Annotated in this window: 22 protein-coding genes; 13 read left to right on the top strand and 9 right to left on the bottom strand. The window is 68.2% G+C overall.

Annotated elements, in window-relative coordinates; translation table 11 throughout:
* Positions 1-72: 72 nt before the first annotated feature.
* Positions 73-1,242, bottom strand: coding sequence for an FAD-dependent monooxygenase (locus tag AB0J16_RS10315; RefSeq protein WP_358536864.1), 1,170 nt, complete (start codon positions 1,240-1,242; stop codon positions 73-75).
* A gap of 68 nt (positions 1,243-1,310) precedes the next feature.
* On the opposite strand from AB0J16_RS10315, the gene AB0J16_RS10310 reads away from it, so the two are divergent.
* A complete protein-coding gene (locus AB0J16_RS10310; RefSeq protein WP_358536862.1) occupies positions 1,311-1,874 on the top strand; it encodes a TetR/AcrR family transcriptional regulator in 564 nt (187 codons plus the stop codon).
* Between the two features lie 11 nt (positions 1,875-1,885).
* On the opposite strand, the gene AB0J16_RS10305 is transcribed toward AB0J16_RS10310, so the two are convergent.
* Positions 1,886-2,287: a hypothetical protein gene (locus AB0J16_RS10305; RefSeq protein ID WP_358536859.1), complete on the bottom strand. Its 402-nt coding sequence runs from the start codon at positions 2,285-2,287 to the stop codon at positions 1,886-1,888.
* A gap of 106 nt (positions 2,288-2,393) precedes the next feature.
* On the opposite strand from AB0J16_RS10305, the gene AB0J16_RS10300 reads away from it, so the two are divergent.
* From AB0J16_RS10300 to AB0J16_RS10285, 4 genes are read left to right on the top strand one after another with little or no spacing between them, the layout of a single operon-like run.
* Positions 2,394-2,867, top strand: coding sequence for a methylated-DNA--[protein]-cysteine S-methyltransferase (locus tag AB0J16_RS10300; RefSeq protein ID WP_358536857.1), 474 nt, complete (start codon positions 2,394-2,396; stop codon positions 2,865-2,867).
* A gap of 2 nt (positions 2,868-2,869) precedes the next feature.
* Positions 2,870-3,568, top strand: coding sequence for a 2OG-Fe(II) oxygenase (locus AB0J16_RS10295; protein WP_358536855.1), 699 nt, complete (start codon positions 2,870-2,872; stop codon positions 3,566-3,568).
* Positions 3,565-4,395 (top strand): hypothetical protein, encoded by an 831-nt coding sequence (locus AB0J16_RS10290; protein WP_358536852.1) that lies wholly within the window; start codon positions 3,565-3,567, stop codon positions 4,393-4,395. The genes AB0J16_RS10295 and AB0J16_RS10290 overlap by 4 nt, the downstream gene beginning before the upstream one ends.
* Positions 4,392-5,030 carry an alpha-ketoglutarate-dependent dioxygenase AlkB gene (locus tag AB0J16_RS10285; RefSeq protein WP_358536850.1) on the top strand — a complete coding sequence of 213 codons (639 nt, stop codon included), beginning with the start codon at positions 4,392-4,394 and terminating at the stop codon, positions 5,028-5,030. The genes AB0J16_RS10290 and AB0J16_RS10285 overlap by 4 nt, the downstream gene beginning before the upstream one ends.
* Positions 5,031-5,063: 33 nt before the next feature.
* On the opposite strand, the gene AB0J16_RS10280 is transcribed toward AB0J16_RS10285, so the two are convergent.
* Positions 5,064-5,534 carry a hypothetical protein gene (locus AB0J16_RS10280; protein ID WP_358536848.1) on the bottom strand — a complete coding sequence of 157 codons (471 nt, stop codon included), beginning with the start codon at positions 5,532-5,534 and terminating at the stop codon, positions 5,064-5,066.
* 230 nt (positions 5,535-5,764) lie between these two features.
* Here AB0J16_RS10280 and AB0J16_RS10275 point away from each other — a divergent pair, with 230 nt between their 5' ends.
* Together AB0J16_RS10275 and AB0J16_RS10270 are read left to right on the top strand one after the other, a co-directional pair.
* Positions 5,765-7,225, top strand: coding sequence for an Ig-like domain-containing protein (locus AB0J16_RS10275; RefSeq protein ID WP_358536846.1), 1,461 nt, complete (start codon positions 5,765-5,767; stop codon positions 7,223-7,225).
* A 332-nt stretch (positions 7,226-7,557) separates the two neighbouring features.
* Positions 7,558-8,676, top strand: coding sequence for a methyltransferase domain-containing protein (locus AB0J16_RS10270; RefSeq protein ID WP_358536843.1), 1,119 nt, complete (start codon positions 7,558-7,560; stop codon positions 8,674-8,676).
* On the opposite strand, the gene AB0J16_RS10265 is transcribed toward AB0J16_RS10270, so the two are convergent.
* The 4 genes from AB0J16_RS10265 to AB0J16_RS10250 form a co-directional block, all read right to left on the bottom strand.
* Positions 8,628-9,572, bottom strand: a complete 945-nt coding sequence (locus AB0J16_RS10265; protein ID WP_358536841.1) for a LysR family transcriptional regulator — start codon at positions 9,570-9,572, stop codon at positions 8,628-8,630. The two genes, AB0J16_RS10270 and AB0J16_RS10265, sit on opposite strands and share 49 nt — an antisense overlap.
* Before the next feature lie 58 nt (positions 9,573-9,630).
* Positions 9,631-10,533 (bottom strand): CAP domain-containing protein, encoded by a 903-nt coding sequence (locus AB0J16_RS10260; RefSeq protein WP_358536838.1) that lies wholly within the window; start codon positions 10,531-10,533, stop codon positions 9,631-9,633.
* Between the two features lie 131 nt (positions 10,534-10,664).
* Positions 10,665-11,462 carry a M56 family metallopeptidase gene (locus AB0J16_RS10255; RefSeq protein ID WP_358536835.1) on the bottom strand — a complete coding sequence of 266 codons (798 nt, stop codon included), beginning with the start codon at positions 11,460-11,462 and terminating at the stop codon, positions 10,665-10,667.
* Positions 11,459-11,845, bottom strand: coding sequence for a BlaI/MecI/CopY family transcriptional regulator (locus AB0J16_RS10250; RefSeq protein WP_358536832.1), 387 nt, complete (start codon positions 11,843-11,845; stop codon positions 11,459-11,461). Before AB0J16_RS10250 ends, AB0J16_RS10255 begins: the two co-directional genes overlap by 4 nt.
* Before the next feature lie 68 nt (positions 11,846-11,913).
* Between AB0J16_RS10250 and AB0J16_RS10245 the strand changes: the two genes are divergently transcribed.
* The 6 genes from AB0J16_RS10245 to AB0J16_RS10220 all read left to right on the top strand — a co-directional run bounded on the left by AB0J16_RS10245 (position 11,914) and on the right by AB0J16_RS10220 (position 17,266).
* Positions 11,914-12,777, top strand: a complete 864-nt coding sequence (locus AB0J16_RS10245) for a methyltransferase domain-containing protein (protein ID WP_358536829.1) — start codon at positions 11,914-11,916, stop codon at positions 12,775-12,777.
* A gap of 35 nt (positions 12,778-12,812) precedes the next feature.
* Positions 12,813-13,442, top strand: coding sequence for a methyltransferase domain-containing protein (locus tag AB0J16_RS10240; protein WP_358536826.1), 630 nt, complete (start codon positions 12,813-12,815; stop codon positions 13,440-13,442).
* Positions 13,443-13,692: 250 nt separating this feature from the next.
* Positions 13,693-14,529 carry a transporter substrate-binding domain-containing protein gene (locus tag AB0J16_RS10235; protein ID WP_358536824.1) on the top strand — a complete coding sequence of 279 codons (837 nt, stop codon included), beginning with the start codon at positions 13,693-13,695 and terminating at the stop codon, positions 14,527-14,529.
* Positions 14,530-14,544: 15 nt separating this feature from the next.
* Entirely contained in the window at positions 14,545-15,192 is a 648-nt protein-coding gene (locus AB0J16_RS10230) for an amino acid ABC transporter permease (protein WP_358536821.1), read from the top strand.
* Positions 15,193-15,206: 14 nt separating this feature from the next.
* On the top strand, positions 15,207-16,001 hold the full coding sequence (locus AB0J16_RS10225) for an amino acid ABC transporter ATP-binding protein (protein ID WP_358537554.1): 795 nt from the start codon (positions 15,207-15,209) through the stop codon (positions 15,999-16,001).
* A 122-nt stretch (positions 16,002-16,123) separates the two neighbouring features.
* Positions 16,124-17,266, top strand: a complete 1,143-nt coding sequence (locus AB0J16_RS10220; protein ID WP_358536818.1) for a HoxN/HupN/NixA family nickel/cobalt transporter — start codon at positions 16,124-16,126, stop codon at positions 17,264-17,266.
* Here AB0J16_RS10220 and AB0J16_RS10215 read toward each other — a convergent pair.
* Together AB0J16_RS10215 and AB0J16_RS10210 are read right to left on the bottom strand one after the other, a co-directional pair.
* The gene (locus AB0J16_RS10215) at positions 17,228-18,640 is read right to left on the bottom strand and encodes a hypothetical protein (RefSeq protein ID WP_358536816.1); all 1,413 of its coding nucleotides are present in this window, start codon (positions 18,638-18,640) and stop codon (positions 17,228-17,230) included. The genes AB0J16_RS10220 and AB0J16_RS10215 overlap by 39 nt on opposite strands.
* 54 nt (positions 18,641-18,694) lie before the next feature.
* Entirely contained in the window at positions 18,695-19,384 is a 690-nt protein-coding gene (locus tag AB0J16_RS10210; RefSeq protein ID WP_358536814.1) for a helix-turn-helix transcriptional regulator, read from the bottom strand.
* Positions 19,385-19,388: the final 4 nt, after the last annotated feature.

The raw sequence follows: 19,388 nt of genomic DNA, 5'->3' as shown, positions 1-19,388 counted from the left end.
GTAGACGTCAAAGCGACCGCGGCGGCCGGCGCGCTCTGGGCCGCCAGGCCAGCCCGACCGCAGCCACACCACCTAGCGGGCTGGGGCGTACTCCGGCAGAGGCCGGGCGTTCCTGGCCTGCACCCGGCGCTCCACCGCGCCGATCGCCTTCATCAACGGCAGGCGGGCGACGACGTCGCGGACGCACCGGCCGCCTTCGGTCTTGGGCACCATGAGGCGGACGTTAGGACCGATCTGCTGCTTCTTGTCGACCAGCGGACGGTGGGCGAGGTCGTAGCGGGTGAAGGCGATGCGGTGGTCGCCGCCTGCGGCGGCGAGTTCTCCGGCGAGGCGGTAGGCACCGACCAGAGCCAGTTCCGCGCCCGCGCCCGAGGCGGGGGACGCGCACCAGGCGGCGTCGCCGACGAGCGTGATGCGGCCGCTGGACCAGGAGTCCATCCGCACCTGGCCCAGGGCGTCGAAGTAGAAGTCGGGGTCGGCCAGGGCCGTGTCGAGCAGTTCCCCAGCCCGCCAGGACGGGTCGTCCCCGAACGCCTCGCCGATCAGTCGCTTGTGCTCGGCGACGTCCCGGTGGTCGAACTCCAGCGGCGCGGAGCGGAAGATGAAGTACGCCTTGGCCTGAGCGTGGTTGCCGGATCGGTAGATTCCGGTCATCTTGCCTGGCGTGTTGAACATCGTCACCCAGCGGTCCTCACCGAGCGAGGCGTCGGCATTGGCGAAGGCGAAGTAGTGGTCCTTGAACCGGACGAACTGCTCTTCGGTGCCGAAGGCGAGACGGCGGACGTTGGAGTGCATGCCGTCGGCGCCGACGACCAGGTCGAAGCGGCGGGCAGGCCCGTGCTCGAAGGTGACCGTCACCCCGTCGTCGTCCTGCCGCAGGCCGAGGATGGAGTCGCCGAACAAGTACTCGGCGTCGGTCGCCTCGTGCAGCAGGGCCACCAGGTCGCCGCGCATGATCTCGACGGAGGCCGGGTCCCGGGTGTCGATCCGGGCGACGGCCCGGTCGGCGGCGTCGACGAACTTCATGCCTTGGACGTCGGTGGCGAGCTCGCGGACCCGTGGCAGGAGTCCCATCCGCTCGATCACCTCGACGGCGTTGTCGCGCACGTCCACCCCGTTGCCGCCGGGGCGCAGCGCCGGGGCGCGCTCGACCACGGTGGGCTTGAAGCCGTGCCGGGCCAGCCAGTGGGCCAGGGTCAGGCCGGCGATGCTCGCGCCGGAGATCAGGATCCGCTCGTTCATGGAGACTCCTTCGCGCTACGATAACTGAAATGGACGTTCCAGTTGATTATGTGAAATGAGCATTCCAGTTGTCAACATCCCCTGAACCCCCGCGCCGGGCCGACGCCGTTCGCAATCGCCGGCTCGCCCTGGACGCGGCCACCGCGCTACTGACCGAGCCGGGCGTAACCCTTACTGTCGAGGCCATCGCCAAGAAGGCGGGCCTGGGGGCGGCGACTGTCGTGCGCGCCTTCGGCGGCAAGGACGCACTCCTGGACGCCGCTGTGTCCCGGCTCCTTGAACCGGTGGTGCGGCACGCCCGCGACCTCCTCGCCGAGACCGCGCCCACGCAGGCCCTGCGGATCTTCCTCCGCGAGCTGATCGCCTTCCAGACCGCGCACTACGCCATCAACGACCAGCTAGGCGGCCTGGAGCTACCCGCTACCACGGCCCTGCGCGCCGACCTCGTTCGCGCCGTCGAGGAGATGGTCGACGGGGCACGCCGCGACGGCACGGTCCGCACCGACATCGACCCCGCCATCATCACGGCTCTGATCGGCCAGACCGCCCTAGCGGTCGCTCGTGCTCAGCCGCCGTCCCAGGAACTCGCCGACGCCTACCTCACCGTCCTGCTGGACGGACTCCGCCCTTGACGGCCTCACCCTCACCGTTCACGACCGCCATCATCAACAGCGCCGTGAACGCGAGCGTTTGAGACGAGCCACCGCCAGCGCGGCAGCTCCAGCACTACGGTGACCACGGCCAGCACGGAGACCAGCACGGCGGCGAACACCGGCCAGGCGATCCACGCCGCCACCACGGCGGCCACGACCTGCAGGACGACCAGCGCGATCGTCACCGCCCCCGGCACCGCGACGATCACATTCCGCTTGTCACCCGGAGTGGAGAACAGCGTCGGCAACCCGATCAGCACCACCACCGACAGCACGGCCAGCGGCACGGAATGAGCGGCCAGAGCCCACGGAGTCGCGACCCAGGCGACCAGCTCAGTGGCGAATCGGAAGGCGGATGCGACGCGGTCGTCCGGACGCGGTGTGGAGGGCACGCGCGTAACATACCGTTCCCGTCCGCGCGGCGAACAGGCGGGCATCGGTATGCCCAGAGGTCCGAAAACCGCTGACTTTCTGGCTGGTGGCGGTGTTGTAGAGAGTATGAGCATCTACACAACGATCGACAGCCCACTGGGCGAGATCCTGCTCGTAGGCGACCCCGTACTGACCCGTGTGGCTTTCGGCGGTGCCGTGCGTCCCGAGTGGCGGCGGGACCCTGGCGCGTTCGCCGAGGCCGAGCGCCAGCTCCGCGAGTACTTCGCGGGCGAGCGGACCGCCTTCGACCTGGACCACGCCTCCGGCGGCACCGCCTTCCAGGAGCGGGTCTGGGCCGCCGTGGACGCCGTCCCGTACGGGACCACCACGACGTACGGCGAGCTCGCCGCGAGCATCGGCGTGACACGCGACCGGATCCGCGCGGTCGGCGCGGCCATCGGCGCGAATCCGCTGCTCGTCATCCGCCCCTGCCACCGCGTCGTCGGCGCGAACGGCTCCCTGACCGGCTACGCGGCCGGCGTCGAACGCAAGCACGCGCTGCTCACGCTCGAAGGCGCGCTGCAGCCGCAGCTCATCTGATCATGGAGGACATCATGAAGGCCGACTGGACGGCCCTGACCGAGGAGGTCAACGCGTACGGCTGCGCGCTGACGCCGCCGGTCCTCTCTCCGGCCGACTGCAAGGAGATCGCGAACCTGTACGGCGAGGTCGGCCGGTTCCGTTCCACGATCGACATGGAGCGTTACCGGTTCGGCCGCGGGCAGTACCGCTACTTCCGCGAGCCCTTCCCACCTCTGGTGGCGGAGCTGCGGGCGGCGTTCTACCCGCACCTGCTGCCCATCGCCCGCGACTGGGCCGCCCGGCTGGGGCAGCCCGCGCCCTGGCCGGACGACTTCGCCGAGTGGCTGGACATGTGCCACGAAGCAGGGCAGACCAAACCGACGCCCATCCTGCTGCGTTACCAGGAGGGCGACTGGAACGCCCTGCACCGCGACCTGTACGGGGACCTGGTGTTCCCGCTGCAAGTGGTCATCGGGCTCGACAAGCCGGGCGACGACTACACCGGGGGCGAGTTCCTGCTGGTTGAGCAGCGTCCCCGGGCGCAGTCGCGCGGGACGGTTACGCTGCTGCCGCAGGGACACGGCCTGATCTTCACCACCCGGGACCGGCCGGTGCGGTCGTCGCGCGGATGGTCGGCGTCGCCGGTGCGGCACGGGGTCAGCACCGTCCGCTCGGGGTTGCGGCACACGCTGGGCCTCGTCTTCCACGACGCCTCGTGACGTACAGGCTGATCGGGGCCGACGGCTGGCCGTACGTCAGCGTGCTGCCCGGGACGCTGGGCGGGCACCGGCGGGCGCGGCTGTACGGGCGGCTGGACTGCCCGTCGGCCCTGCGGGCGATCTCGCGTGGGGGGTACGTGCGGGAGCGGGTGTTCTTCGCGGACGAGGTGACGGCCATCGCGGCGGGGTACCGGCCGTGCGCGGTCTGTTTGCCGCAGGCGTACCAGGTATGGAAGACCGATCAGGTGATGACCGAACGGACGGGGACCGGACAGCCGGCGGCCGAACAGGCGATGGCTGGGCATACGGCGGCCGAGCTGGCCGGACTGCTCAGCCAGCTGACCGCGGCCCGGCCGCGCGTGACGGCCATCGTGATCGGTCACGGCCGCGACGCCGCACTCTCCGCGAAGGCGTTCGCCGCCGCGTGGGAAAGCGGCCCGCAGGCGGACAGCGTGTGGGAGAGCGGCACACAGGCCGACAGCCCGTGGCAAGGCGGCGCACAAATGGACATCGCGTGGGAAGGGACCGTGCTGGCGGTTGTCGACTGGCCGGAGGAGGCGGCGTCGTGGCTTCGCCAGGCCAGGCGGTTCGTGGCGGGCCCGCCGGACGCGTGGGTGGTGGCGGGGGCGCCACTGGGCTGGGCCCGGATGAGCGAACGCCTCCGCCAGAGCACGGACTGGGACCCCGGCCGTACGTTCGGCTTCGCCTCCACCGCGCAAGCCGTCGCCCTGGCCCCGCCTGGAACACTGGAGGGCATGCGCGGAGCGGACACCGACGGCACCACCTGGCGAATCGGCCGCAACCTGATCCGCCGGGAGCCCGCATGATGCCACTGCCGATGCGAGAGGTCGCGCCAGGCGCGGTCCATGTGCCCAGCTGGCTGACGCTCGACGAACAGCGACACCTGGTACGGGCGTGCCGCGAATGGGCGGCGGGCCCGGTGCCGATCCGGCACACCGTGCTCCCCCGAGGCGGCGTCATGTCAGTGCAGACGGTGTGCGTCGGCTGGCACTGGCAGCCGTACAAGTACACGCGCGTGGCGGGCGACGTGAACGGCCTCCCGGTCGCCGGCTTTCCCGCCTGGATGGTCACCCTGGGCCGCCGCGCCTTCACAGCGGCATACGGCGAACCCGGCGACGACTACACACCCGACACGGCGTTGATCAATTTCTACGACGACCAGACCCAGATGGGCATGCACCAGGACAAGGACGAACGATCCGCCGCTCCGGTGGTGTCGTTGAGCATCGGCGACGACTGCCTGTTCCGCTTCGGCAACACGGAGACGCGCGGCAGGCCGTACACCGACGTGCGACTCGGCAGCGGCGACCTGTTCGTCTTCGGCGGCCCCTCGCGCTTCGCCTACCACGGCGTGCCCAAGGTCTACCCGGGCACCGGAGACCCCGCCACCGGCCTGACCTCGGGCCGCCTCAACATCACCATGCGCGTGACCGGTCTATGACGTAGTGCCGCCGTAACCCATGGGTGCTTTCCGTCAATGGCAGCGCATGTCGAACCCGGCTTCGTGATATCCGTCGAAGAACTCCACGATGACGCCCTTGTACCCGTCCCGCCATGATCCGCTCGGGTTGACGTACACGGTGCCGGAGAGCTCGCGACCCTCGACACCCTCGACGGCGGCGGACTCGTAGTAGCGCGCGATCTCGGCGTCCGGCTGCTTGGTGAGCAGGGACATGCGGACCAGATAGTCGCAATGATTGCTGTTGCCCGCCTGAATACCCACCGTGCCCTGCACGCTGGGATCACCTTGCTCAGTGTCCGGCGGAAGCTGGAGCATGCTCACCCGCTCCTCCAGCCGGGCCAGCTTCTCGTCGTTGCGCCACTCGGGAACCTCGAACACCACGATGTAGGCGACGATGGAGGCGAGGAGCGCCAGGCACACGAAGAACGGCCACCTGCTTCGCTGTTTCGGTAACGCCTCTGGAGCTGCCTCGATCAGCACCATGCCATCCTCCAGAACGCTCGTCGGGTGATCACCATTCAACAACCTGCACCGGTGGTTGCGCGGATGCCGCAAGGACACGGCTGCCCCGGGCGCCTACCGGAGAGCGTCAACGTGCGGGCCACGCGGAAGCCCAGGATCACCTAAAGCAATAGATCAACTACAAGGAGTAATCTCCGTTGTGAAGTCGATCTTCGAGGTCATCCCTTACGACAGAGTGGGAGCTCAGGTTGATGTCACAACGATCCAGGTCCGCGCTGGCCTGCGCCGTATCGGCGCTGCTGGCCGCGTCGGGGACGCAGGTCGCGACCGCTACCGGCGCGCACGCCGCCGCCCAAGTGCCGCAGGCTGTCACGCGAGCCGCCACCGGGCCTTGTGTCCGGCCGGGGCGGGCGACCTACCCCGTCAGCTACTACTGGAAGAACATCATCGGCGCCCGGCTGGGCAGCGGGTCGGTCTCGGTCGACACCTCCCCAGCGTTGTGGGGCGGGCAGATCGCACCGGGCAGCGTCTTCACCCTCACGCTGACGCACCGCACGGCCCAGTGGCCACTGCTGGTCACCCGCTACACCACCACCTGGGACCTGTCGTCACTGCTGGCCAACGCCGATGTCGTCAGCCAGTCGGGGACCGGCACCATCAGCGGCAACAGCCTGTCCATCACCTCAGTGGGGATCAAGACCGACCCATCCCCGAAGGTCATCGTCTTCCGGGTAAGGCAGGGCACCGTCGGCGGCAGCATGACCATCCGGCCGACCGGGATCAGCAGCGTCGTCGCGGCTCCGGGTCAGCTGGGAAACAACACGCCGGCTCCCCCGATCCAGATCGTCAACGGGCAGTCCATCTCTCCCACCAACGCCGTCGCCGACAGCGCCACCACCACGATGGGCGCGGCCGTCAGTGTGCCCGTCCTGGCCAACGACACCGCGACCGCGCCGACGATCAGCAACGTCAGCGCACCCGGCAACGGCACCGCGACGATCTCCGGCGGCAACGTGATCTACACGCCCGCCGCGGGCTTCATCGGTACCGATACCTTCACCTACACCATCACCACCGCCTGCGGGACCAGCACCGCCACGGTCACCGTCACCGTCCCCTGTCCCTGGAAACCGGTCAACTTGGTCAACGGCAGCTTCGAGACGCCGCCGGTGGCCGTAGCCGACTGGAACATCCCCGACGCCTCCACCAACCCGAGCGTCGGCTGGCACACCACGGCAACCGACAACAAGCTGGAGTTCTGGCGGGGCGGCGCGAGCGGAGTCCCCTCAGCCGACGGCCAGCAGTTCGCCGAACTCAACGCCAACCAGGTCTCCACGCTCTACCAGGACCTGCCCACCGTTCCGGGAACACCGATGACCTGGAGCCTCTATCACCGAGGCCGCCTCGGTACCGACGTGATGCGGGTGCTCATCGGCGCGCCGGGCGCGACCGTGGCGCAGATTCCCACCGGAGCCTCCTCGCCGGACATCTCTGACGACAACACCGCCTGGGGCTACTACACGGGGGTGTACGTCGTACCTCCGGGCCAGACCGTCACACGCTTTGCCTTCGCGTCGGTGTCGGCGACAGGTGGCAGCCCGGCCTTCGGCAACTTCATCGACGGCGTGACATTCAGTACGCCGCCCTGCCCGAGCCCGGCTAGAGCGCGGTTGGAGGCGGGCGGATCTCAGGGCACGCGCACGGCGCACTGATCGACGACCGCTCAGGTCCTTGACCACTACGCAACAACCCGGTCGAAGACCGCGTGGACAGCCACCAAAGCCCTGTGCGGCAGGGAATAGCCGAAATCCTGCCGCACAGGCGCGTCGCAAAATTCCGCCATTTAACACTCACGCCCGGCGTAGACTCCTCCCGAGATCCGTTCCGAATTTCTCCGATACCGCCGACGCGAAAAAATCCGGCGGAATGGAAGAAGATTCCTAAAATGGGCATGGATAAGGGGGACAAGCCACCCAAAAACAAAGCCGAGCTCGGACAGTTTCCGTCCCGATCAACCCGGCGAGCACGAGCAACTGGGGACGAAATGAACGTCGATGAACGCATCACCGCCCTCACCGATCAACTTGGGGGCCTGGACGACAAGTGGCGGGCCGCGTTTCACGCCGTGCCGCGCCATCTGTTCATCCCAGACCGGGCCTGGTGCGATCCTGACGACGGTCCCGGCTTTCTCATCGACCGTACGGCCGACCCCGAGACGTGGCTGAACATCGCATACTCCAACACGGCCATTGTCACGCAACTGGACGACGGCGCCACCGATCTTGACCAAGGGCTGGGCGACTACACGTCCTCGGCCTCCGCACCTGCCGTGGTCGCGGCAGGGCTGCGGTTGCTCGACCCGTACGACGGGGATGAGGTCCTGGAGATCGGCACGGGTACGGGATGGACGGCGGGACTGCTGGCGAGTCGCCTCGGCGACGAGAACGTGACCAGCATGGAGATCGATCGGACCCTCCTCACCACAGCCACCGAGCAGTTGAAGAGGGCCGGTCTCTTGCCCCGGCTGGTTCTGGGCGACGGCGCGAAAGGGTGGCCCGAAAGAGCCCCCTACGATCGCGTCCATGTCACCTGCGGGGTGCGCGAGGTGCCTTATGCCTGGGTGGAACAGACCCGGCCCGGCGGGGTGATCGTGACCCCTTGGATGCCCCCTTGGGAAGGCGGACATCTGGTCAAGCTGGTCGTCGTCGGAGACGGCACCGCCGTGGGAAGATTTCACAGCGGGGTGGATTTCATGATGCTGCGAGCACAGCGCCGCCGCCGTACCCAGATCGAGGATGTCTATCGAAAGTCGACGACCTATCTCGACCCCCGAAGAGTAGTGCGCTCATCCGCCGGAGCGGATGTCGCCATCGCGGGAATGCTGCCGAATGTGTACGGCACGCACGAAAACCAAGAAGGCGGGGAATTTCACCTGTCGCTGTGGTCGGATGATTCCGAGGCTCAGGTGCACTATGCCCCCGATTACAAAGGCGTAGCAGTACTACAGCGCGGACCGCGTAATCTCTGGGATGGCCTGGAGATCGCCTATCTCCGGTGGGTGTCGTGGGGCAGCCCGCACAAAGACCGGTTCGGAATGACCGTAACCCCTGACGGTCAGCATATTTGGCTCGACTCTCCGGACCACCGGATCATCCACCAGTAACTGCGTACGAGATCAAAGGGCGATGGGGCCGAGGTCACGCGCTGTCTCGGCGAAGTCCCGGACCAGGGTGGTCTCGGTGGCGGTGCGCCAGATGAGCGCCCAGCGGGCCAGGGGGCGTCGCGGATGGGCACGTAGATGTGGTCGGGCCGGGCGTGGTAGCGGATGGAGTGTGCGAAACACGGTGAGACGGCCTCGCCGTTCGAGACGAGGGGGATCATCTCGGCAGAGGAGGTGACGATGGGGCCGACCCGAATCGGACGTCCGCTGGGGGTGTGGGTGGGGACAAGCCAGTTGCGCCAGTAGTCCGGCCGGGCTCCGCCGAAGACGCTCTCGTCCCCGAAGTCTTCGTACGACACCGATTCCCGCTCGGCCAGCCGGTGGTCGGGGCCGACCACGAGCACGACCTGTTCGGTGCAGACGACGCGGCCTACGGTGAGGTCGCTCTCCCGGACGGATAACCAGGCGATCAGCAGGTCGATGTCTCCGGAGCGCAGCAGTCTGAAGGGATCGGCGAAGCCCGCGTAGCGGAGTTGGAGGTCGCATTCGGGGTTGCGGCTCTTGAAGGCGTCGAACAGTGGGCACAGGTCCTGGGGGTTTTCGTTGACCATGCCCAGGCACAGCACGTTCGACTTGCCGCGGGCGGACAGGGCGGCGCGTTCGATGCCGTCGAGCAGCCCGCGGTACATCGGCTCGAGGTCATCGAAGAGCTGCTGTCCGATGGGGGTCAGCGCCACGCGGCGGTTGTCGCGTTCGAACAGAGCGGTGCCGACGCGGCGTTCCTGCTTCTTGATCGCCTGGCTCACGCGAGCCGGCGTCACGTGCAGCCGTTCCGCCGTACGGCCGAAGTGCAGCTCTTCGCAGAGGGTCAGGAAGATCTCGATGTCGCGAAGTTCCACACCAAACTTGTCGTACGCGGTTCGACCCTCGCCGTCTGACCCTGGAAACGCCCATGCGTCAGCGGGCGAAGTCCTGCGTCCAGTAGACCTGTCCCTGCGCGTCCTTGACCGCGCCCACCCCGATGAGGGTGTACGAGCAGTTCATGATGTTCTGCCGGTGGCCGGCGCTGTTCATCCAGGTCTTGACCACCTCGGCCGCCGATCGCTGACCCATGGCGATGTTCTCGGCCCAGGCCGAGCCGGTGAAGCCGGTCGCGCGCATGCGGTCGACCATGTCGCGGCCGTCCTGAGAGTCGTGGTCGAAGTAGTCGTTCTTCGCCATGTCGGCTGAGTGCCCGAACGCGGCCTTGCGCAGCCGCGCGTCGTGCTTGAGGGGGTGGCAGCCGCCCTTGGCCCGCTCGGCGTTGGTCAGCCGGACGACGTCGTTCTCCAGTGCCGTGCCGACGGACGTGATGGACGTCTTCCCCTCAGGAACCGTCGGCGCCTTCGTCTCCCGCGTTGCGGGGGTGGGGGTGACGCACGTCAGCCGTACGGCCTTGGACCTGGCTGTGCCGCCCCGGTAGTCCGTGGCGAGCGCGTAGTACGTACCCGGCACGCAGGGCAGTTGCAGGGCGATGCGGCCCTTCCTGGTGGCGCCGCTCTTGACCACCGGATCGGCGCCGGGGACGGCGCGCTTGACTCGGATGCGCAACAGTGCCGGGTGCGCACAGCCACGGCGGGCGGCCGAGGTCCGGATCCTGAGCGCGGAGACGTCCGGCCTGACCACGCTCACGTGGCACTCGTCCGATCCAGGGGTCGGCCGGGGAGCCGGCTGTGCCCGCGTCGACGCCGGTGCCGCGCCGTCCGTGGGCGCGGTCGCCTCGGGCACCGCTCCGGCCGCTCCGCCCGGCGGCAGGTCGGCGGACGGGGTGCAGGCGGCGAGGCTGGCGACAGTGGCGAGTACCCCCAGGGGTCTCAGCATGGGTTCCTCCAGTGGCGGGGCGGCTGGTGGTCCCGCATTCTGTCGCCCCATTACAGGACTTGTCACGCAAAACTGGACATTTCACCTTGTGATTAATGTCAAGCGATTGGCCAGCGCCCGCTCCGGTGCCATCACGCCGTCAAGGCGGCCCACGCTGCCTGCCCGACGCACATGACCAGGCTGACGACCACGACGAGACCGGTCAGGGAGAAGATCACTCCGGCCCTGGACGGTTTGCGGATCGGCAGGTCGTCGCCCAGCAGTTGAGCGATCCTGGCCTCGGCTGCGCCGTGGAAAGCCGCCGCTGTCGCCAGTGCGGGGCCGGCGCCGTCCATCCGGGCCAGTGCCCGTGCCACCGCCTTGGCGCCCAGCCGGTCGATCGCGGCCCGGTCGGCTGACAGCTCGGCCCGTTCGCTCTGCCGCCCGAACCACCATCCCGCCAACGGCAGGAAGAACAGGACGTCAGCGGCGGCGCGGAGCATGAGACGGCGCAGCGGGTCACGGCGCCGCGCGTGTGCGGCCTCGTGGACGAGGATCGCGTCGAGCTCTTCGGCGGGGATCGCCTCGGCGGCCCCGGCGGTGAGGTAAAGGCGTGGCCGCAGCACTCCGGCGCAGAAGGCCGCCGGATTCGCACCGGCCAGACAGACGACACCTGGAACGCCGCTTCGCCGTATCGCGCCCTCAAGACCGGCCGGCTCGGCCGCCCGCGGGAGTGCGGCCAGGCTGCGGGCGGCGGCGACGCCGAGCCAGGTGGCGCGGGCGGCGACAGCCAGCAGGCTCGCCCCGGCCACGACGGCGATGGAGACGAGCCAGCACTGGGCCATCGTCATCCCGGCGGAAACGCTGGGGTGCCACACCAGGCGGACGCCTATCAGTCCGGCCAGCACCGCCAGGCCGACGCGGTTGTGCCGCCACAGGTAGACGATCACTCGATCAGCTCCCGCAGGCGGCGCCGCTGCTCGGGCGACAGGTCGTCGAGGTGGGCGGCGAAGGCGACCAGTGCGGCGTCGCCGTACTTGTCCACGAACCCCGCGGCGGCCCGACGGCTCGACTGGGAGAGGAACTGAGCGGGCGTGACCGCGGCCCGGTATTCATGGGCGCGGCGACCCGGCTCGGCGTGAGCCGCCAGCATTCCCTTGTCGGCCAGCCGTCGCAACGTGGTCATCACGGTGGTGTAGGCCAGCTCCGGCACCAATCCCTGCACGTCCCGGACCACGAACGGCTCGGTGACCGCTCCAGTCCACACGGCCCGCATGAGCCGCCCCTCCAGCGGGCCGAGAACGGCGACCGCCCGATCCAGTTCATCCTGCACGACGTCATACTACTATCTAATGTGAGTACTATCCGTTGATAGTAGATCGTCCGATCAGAGGAGCTTCTATGTCGCACACCGAACCTGCGTCTGTCGCCAACCCCGAGCAGGCCAAGGCGTGGAACGAGGGCGACGGCCGGCACTGGGTCGCCCATCGGGATCGCTACGACGAGATGATGAAAAGGATCAGCTCCCACCTGTTCGAGGCGGCCGCCATCGCCCCCGAGGACCACGTACTCGACATCGGGTGCGGAAGCGGCCAGACCACCTGCACGGCCGCTCGGGGCGCGCACGACGGCCAGGCACTCGGCATCGACCTGTCCGCTCCCCTCCTGGAGGAGGCCCGGCGCCGAGCCCAGGGCGAGAACCTCGTCAACACGCGCTTCGAACAGGCCGACGCACAGGTTCACCCCTTCGCCGCGGCGAGCGTCGATGTGGTGATCAGCCGTTTCGGGGTGATGTTCTTCAACGATCCCGTAACGGCCTTCACCAACATCGCACGGGCGACTCGCCCCGAGGGGCGTCTGGCGTTCCTGTGCTGGCGGAAACCGCTCGACAACGAATGGATCACCGAACTGGGCGCGGTCCTGGCCTCGTACGTCCCCCTGTCCGGTTCCTTCGACAACGACGGCCCGGGGCCCTTCTCCCTGGCGGCATCCAGTCGGATCACCGACCTCCTGCATACGGTCGGCTACACCCAGATCAGCGTGGACCCTGTGGACGAGCCCATGAGACTCGGGGACGACGTGAACGACGTGCTGGACTTCGTCTCCCAGATGGGCCCGGTCAGCAGCCTGCTCGACAAGGCCGACGAAGAGACGAGAGCCAAGATGCTCGGCGCCCTCCATGAGCGCCTCGGCTCGCACGAGACGGCGGCCGGGGTCTTCCTCAGGAGCGCGGCCTGGCTGGTCACCGCTCGACGCCCCGGATGAGCTCCCGGTATTGAGACCAGTGAGAGGTGAGATGGATGGAATCGAGGCCACGCGACGAACGGTTGCGCCGCTACTGGGACAAGCACTCCGGCTCCTACGACAAGCAGATGACCTTCCTCGACCGAAAGGTGTTCGGAGACACCCGTTCGTGGATCTGCGGGCAGGCCGGCGGCGACACTCTTGAGGTCGCCATCGGGACGGGCCTGAACCTCCCCCTCTACCCGGAGGACGTACGGCTGACCGGCATCGATTGGAGCCCTGCCATGCTGGACATCGCCCGGCGCAAGGCCGCCTCCCTGGGCCGGGAGGTGGACCTGCGTGAGGGGGATGCTCAGGCGCTCGACTTTCCGGACGAGAGCTTCGACACGATTGTCGGCACCTTTTCTCTTTGTGCGATCCCTGATGATCGGCGAGCGATCGCCGAGATGGTGCGCGTACTCCGGCCCGGCGGCGTTCTGCTGCTCGGCGACCATGTGGCCGCGTCAGCGTGGCCGGTCCGGGTGGCTCAACGCCTGATCGAACTGGTGACCGTGCCCCTGGGAGGCGAGCACTTCCTGCGCCGCCCCATCGAGCGGCTACCTGATCACGGCCTGACCGTTGAACGTCACGACCGGTTCAAGCTCGGCATCGTCGAACGGTTGGCCGCCCGGAAGCCTCCCGGGTGACCCGGGTACGGCTATGAGACGGCGGACATCGGGATGTCCGTAAATTTGGTGCCTTCGCAGGCCAACCACCACCAGAAGCCGTCAATTACCCCCTCCGATCAGGAGGTATGCAAAATTACCCCAGGGGGGTACTTGACGCTTCGGACATAATGGCCCACCGTATACGCCATGGACATGTAAGCCCCAACCTGGGGATGTCCACGGTTCACGGGGGTTTAGAGCCGGGCGACTGCTGCATGACAAGGAGCCCATGGTGGCGAAGAAGATACGTATTCAACCCCTGCTGGCGGCAGGCCTGTCCACCGCCCTAACGATCACCCTGTCGGCGTGCGGCCACAGCTCCGCGGACGCCGCCGACCTCCTGCGGCGGGTCAAGGAGTCCGGCACCCTCCGGGTGGCCCAGACGCAGGCCAATCCGCCGTGGAACTTCCTGGACGGCGGCAAGCCCGCGGGCTACGACGTCGACGTGGCCAACGAGCTCGCCAAGCGGCTCGGCATCGCCAAGGTCGAGTTCGTCGCCTCCAACTACCAGAGTTTCATCGCGGGCGTTCAGGCCGGCCGGTTCGACGCCGTCGTCGCCGGTCAGACCATCACCCCGGAACGTGCCAAGCAGGTGGACTTCTCCCGCCCGTACCAGGTCAACGGGATCTCGATCTTCGTGGCCGACGCCAATTCCGACATCACGGGACTGACCGACCTCCAGGGCAAGAAGATCGCGGTGACGGCCGGGACCACACAGGCGGCCTTCGCCAAGAAGAGCATCGCCGACGCCGACATCAAGACCTACGACAACGCCACACTCGGGCTGACCGAGGTGGCGCGGGGGCGGGCCGACGCCGTGCTGGCGTCACGCTTCCAAGGGGCGTTCCTGGCGGCGAAGAACAACCTGAAGGTCAAGGCCGCAGGGCCGCTGCTCGAATCGGAGGTCAACGGGATCTCCTTCGCGAAGGGCTCGGCGAGCTTCAAGCAGGCCGTCGACAAGGCGCTCAACGACATGATCGCTGACGGCACCCTGACCGCCATCTCCCGCAAGTGGCTGGGCGGTCTCGACATGACGCAGGAACTGGCCAAGGTTCCGGCGAGCTGAACAGGGAAGGTACTCATGGATCTACTGGTCGACTCCTTTCCCGATCTCCTCACCGGCATGGTGATCACCCTTCTCCTCGGTGTGGTCTCCTTCATCCTGGGCAGCGTCCTCGGTGCTGCGATCACGCTGGCGAAGATCTCCGGCAACCGCGTCCTCTCCGCCGTGGCGACCGCGTACGTCTCGGTCTTCCGCGGCACGCCGCTGCTGATCCAGATCATGATCATCTACTTCGGGCTGCCGCAGATCGGCCTGGAGATTCCGCCCATCCCGTCGGCGATCATCGCCTTCACCCTGTTCACCGCCGCCTACCTCAGTGAGAACTTCCGCGCAGGGATCCTCGGCGTCGACAAGGGACAGTGGGAGGCGGCGGCCTCGATGGCCATGCCGTACGGGAAGACGCTGCGTCGCGTCATCTTCCCCCAGGCCATCAGGATCGCCCTGCCACCCGTGGGCAGCCGGTTCATCGCCCTGATGAAGGACACCTCCCTGGCCTCCGCGGTCACCGTGGTGGAGCTGACCAGGGTGGCCGAGGGCATCGGCACCTCCACCTTCCGCTACATGGACGCGCTGCTGATCGTCGGACTCATGTACTGGCTGATCAACACCCTCCTGCAGGTCGGCCAGCAGGCTCTCGAACGCCGGATGAGAAAGGCCTACGCATGACCAGCTCAGAACTCATCGTGAGCGTGCGCGGGCTGACCAAGCGCTTCGGTGACAACGAGGTGCTCAAGGGCATCGACCTCGACGTGCGGCCGGGCGAGGTCGTGGTGGTCATGGGCCCGTCCGGCTCCGGCAAGACCACCCTGATCCGCTGCCTCAACCTGCTGGAAGAGCCCGACTCCGGCACCGTCCGCCTGTGCGGCAACCACGTCGACTGTGGCACGCGCCAGGGCGGGCGTCGCGCCAGGGCCGCCCGGATCCGCGAGATCCGTCGGCATTCGGCGATGGTGTTCCAGCAGTTCAATCTCTTCCCGCACCTGACGGCGCTGCAGAACGTCATGGAAGGCCCGATCTCCGTACGGAACGTGCCCCGCGCCGAGGCGACCGAGCTCGCCCGGCGGCTGCTCGCGCTGGTGGGCCTCGGCGACAAGTGCGACTGCTACCCCGCCACGCTGTCCGGCGGCCAGAAGCAACGCGTCGCCATCGCCCGGGCACTGGCGATGGAGCCGCAGGTCATCCTGTTCGACGAGCCCACCTCCGCACTGGACCCCGAATTGCACGCCGAGGTCCTGCAGGTCATCCGTGACCTGGCCGGAAACGGGATGACCATGGTCATCGTGACGCACGAGACCGCCTTCGCCCGCGATGTGGCCGACCGGGTGGTGTTCATGGACGGCGGGAACGTCATCGAAGAGGCTCCCCCGCAGCACTTCTTCACCGCGCCCGCACATCCCCGCGTACAGGCGTTCCTGCGCCTCATTGGCCCTTCGCACAACGGCCGCCCTTCACCCGAGAACGTGGAGCGAACGTAATCGACCTCGCGGTGCCCGGGGAGCTGACCCCGGGCACCGCGAGCACCGCTTCATCTGCTATGCCATCTAGTAGCAAATATTCTGCAGTTGCTAGATTTGTGCAAAAGCGATGAAGGGCTTCCATGCAGACCAGCAGCCGGCGATTCACCCGGACCGACGTCCTACGCCTGATCCCCCTGCTCGGCGTGGTCGCCGCTCTCCACGTCGCGGGGTTCGGGCTGTTCGCCTACTACAACGCCCAGCCCGCCTACCACAACCTGACCGACGGCCGCGGCCAGCTCGTCTTCGCCTCCGCCGCCGGGATCGTCTACCTGCTCGGCATGCGCCATGCCTTCGACGCCGACCACATCGCCGCCATCGACGACACCACCCGGCTCCTGCTGCAGAAGGGCCGGCCCTCGCAGGGCGTGGGGCTGTTCTTCTCGCTCGGCCACTCCACCGTCGTGCTGGCACTGTCGGTGGCGGTCGCGTTCGCCACGCAGGCGGCCGTGCGGTTCCAGAGCTCGTTCGCCGACATCGGTGGCATCATCGGCACGACCGTCTCAGGTGCCTTCCTCTACCTGGTGGCCGGGCTGAACCTGGTCATCTTCGCCGGCATCTGGAAGATGTGGCGACAGGTACGCCAAGGCGCCTACGAACCGGAGCGGCTCGAACGCCTGCTGGCCGAACGCGGCCTGCTGAACCGCCTGCTCAAAGGCCGCTACACCCGGCTGATCAGCGCCGGCTGGCACATCTACCCGGTCGGCCTGCTGTTCGGGCTCGGCTTCGACACCGCCACCCAGGTCGGCCTGATCGGCGTCTCCGCCGGAGCGGCCGCGGGCGGTCAACTCCCTCCGCTGGCCATCATCTCACTGCCGTTGATCTTCGCCGCGGGCATGTCGCTGTGGGACACCCTCGACGGCGCGTTCATGGCCCACGCCTACAACTGGGCCTTCAGCAACCCGCTCCGCAAGATCTACTACAACCTCTCCACCACCGGCCTGTCCATCTTCGTCGCCTTCGCCGTCGGCACCGTCGAACTGCTCGGCATCCTCGCCGACCAACTCGGCCTGGCCGACCGTCAGCCGTGGGCCGCTCTTGCCGCCATCGACCTCAACACGATCGGGTACGGGATCGTCGGCGTCTTCCTCCTGACCTGGCTGGGCAGTGTCGCGTACTGGAAGCTCGCCAAGCTCGAACAGCGGTACGCCCCACCGGTGACCGCCGAAGCCGACCTCCGATCAACATCACTCGCGGCTTCGTCCGGCCAGGTACACGGTCAGTGACAGCATGACCAGCCCGGCCAGATACAAGCCGGCGCCCGCCGCGATCTGCCCGCCGGTCACTACCGCCTGACCTGCTGGAAGGTAGATGTCACGTCTCTGCCGCACGACCTCGCGATCAATCGAGAGCCAGGCCTCGACCACGCCGCCCCGATAACGCATCTCCGCGTACAGGAACCACCGGCCCTCCTGGTCGACGCGTACCTGGCCACGGCATCCGCCAGGTGTCGAACCAAGCGGACCGGCGATCTCCTCTCCGGCCCGGCGAGCGACCACTCTGAGCGGCGTCATACCCCCACACCCCTCGACCGTGAGCGTCATCCCCCCGGAGCCGTCCGGGGTGCCGGTCAGCACGGCCGTAGCGATAACCTGCCCCTGTCCGGGATCGTGCGCCGAAGCAGGCGGTGGATCCAGGACGGTCAGACCGAGCGGCAGCAGCAGCGCGACGACCGCGACCGCGCCACGCATTCGGCGCTCCCCCAAGATCACAACCGCGCCGAGGGCGGCCACCACCAACGCGGGCACGAGCACGGCGTCGGGACTGACACTGCCGATGCCCAGCACGGAGGACAGGTAGGAAGTGACGGCGGCCCCCGCCGCTCCTGCCGCGTAAGCGGTCATGGGCCGCCGCCACGGCAGGTCGATCACCGCCAGACCGACGACGGCCAGCGGAAGGTCGGGGCTGGTACGTCCGAGGGCCAGCAGCAGCCCGGTGATCACCAGCCGCGCGAGCACGTAGACGCCGACCGCTCCCGCCACGAGCCGCCGGCGCGGTGCCAGCGACCGCAGCAGCACGGCCGCGTACATCGAGCCGACCAGCAGCACAGGGAAGTACAGCACCTCGGAGAACTGCGGCACGTCCGTCTCGAACTCCATCACCGACGTGACAGCGCTGCCCAGCAGCAATGCCCCGCCGGCCCACCACAGCGGTCGAGGGCTGTCCGGCCGCATGCCCGCGAGCACCCCGCCGATCAGGGCCAGTGTGCTGAACACGGTCAGCATGTGGCTCGGGCTCCACAGCACCGAATCCCGGCCGAAGGCGTCGTGCCAGAGTGCGTCGACGGGCGCGGACGCCAGCGTGGCCACGCCGCCGACAGCGGCGATGAGCAGCGGAGGTTGTCTCAGCACGGCGATCAGCGATCGCGTACGCCACAGCGTGAGCAGACCCCAGCCCGCCACTGTCAGCCCCACGACGGCCACTGCTCCATACAGCAGCAGGTGCGGCGGTATCAGCGCGTCGTCCCTGCCGATATCGGTGTGCCAGGCATCGTCCCAATACGTGGCGAACAGCGAGGTAAAGCCGGCCGCCACCACGAGGACGACCGCAGCGGGAAAAAGGCGCTGTGGCGCTCCGTCGTCCGGCATGTCATCAGTCATGCCGTCAGCCTGGCCCCGCCGCCTCCTCGATTGCTTGTACGGAGCGGCTGACCTTCACTCCCAGCTCATCCCGCGAGCCAGCACCGAGGGTGCCAGTCCGAACATGGCATGCGTCACCCGGGTCAGATGGGCGCCGTCGGTGAACCCGGCGGCGTGCGCGGCATCTGTCAGCGAGCCACCCGCGCGTACGGTGTCCATCGCCGCGCGCAGCCGCGCCCACCGTACGTACGCCGTGAACGGCAACCCCCATTGCTCACTGAACAGATGCCCCAGCCTGCTCGGCGACAGGGCCACCCGCGCCGCCAGGTCGCGCAGCCGCAAAGGACCGGCGATGCCCCGCCCGACCAGCTCCATCACCTGCCGGACCACCCGATCCGGACAGGCGGCGCGCACCTCGCTCAGCAACGCCAGCGCCGCATCGGCGAACTTCTCATCAACCGGAAGCGCCAGCAGGCCGGCCACCAGGCTCTCCCCTTCGTTCTCCAGAAGAGCCGGATCGAGATAGACGGACGCTCCGAACGCGTCCTCGGCGCGCATGGCGTGCGGGACACCGGCGGGTATCGCCACTGCCGACACGCTCCTCTCGGCTGCCCGCTCGTCGGTGAGGATGACGCGGCCGGAGCTGACGACAAGCAGTTGCACGGCGGCATGCGCGTGAGCGCGCGCGTCGCCGAGCCTGCCGATGTACACCAAAGCGCCCGGCCGCAGCCACACCGCTCCCGTCCACGACGCCGTATCAGCCATAACT

The sequence above is a fragment of the Nonomuraea sp. NPDC049750 genome, from assembly GCF_040659625.1.
Lineage (GTDB): Bacteria > Actinomycetota > Actinomycetes > Streptosporangiales > Streptosporangiaceae > Nonomuraea.
Note: the sequence above shows the minus strand (reverse complement) of the source record. Positions and strands in the feature narration are given on the sequence as shown.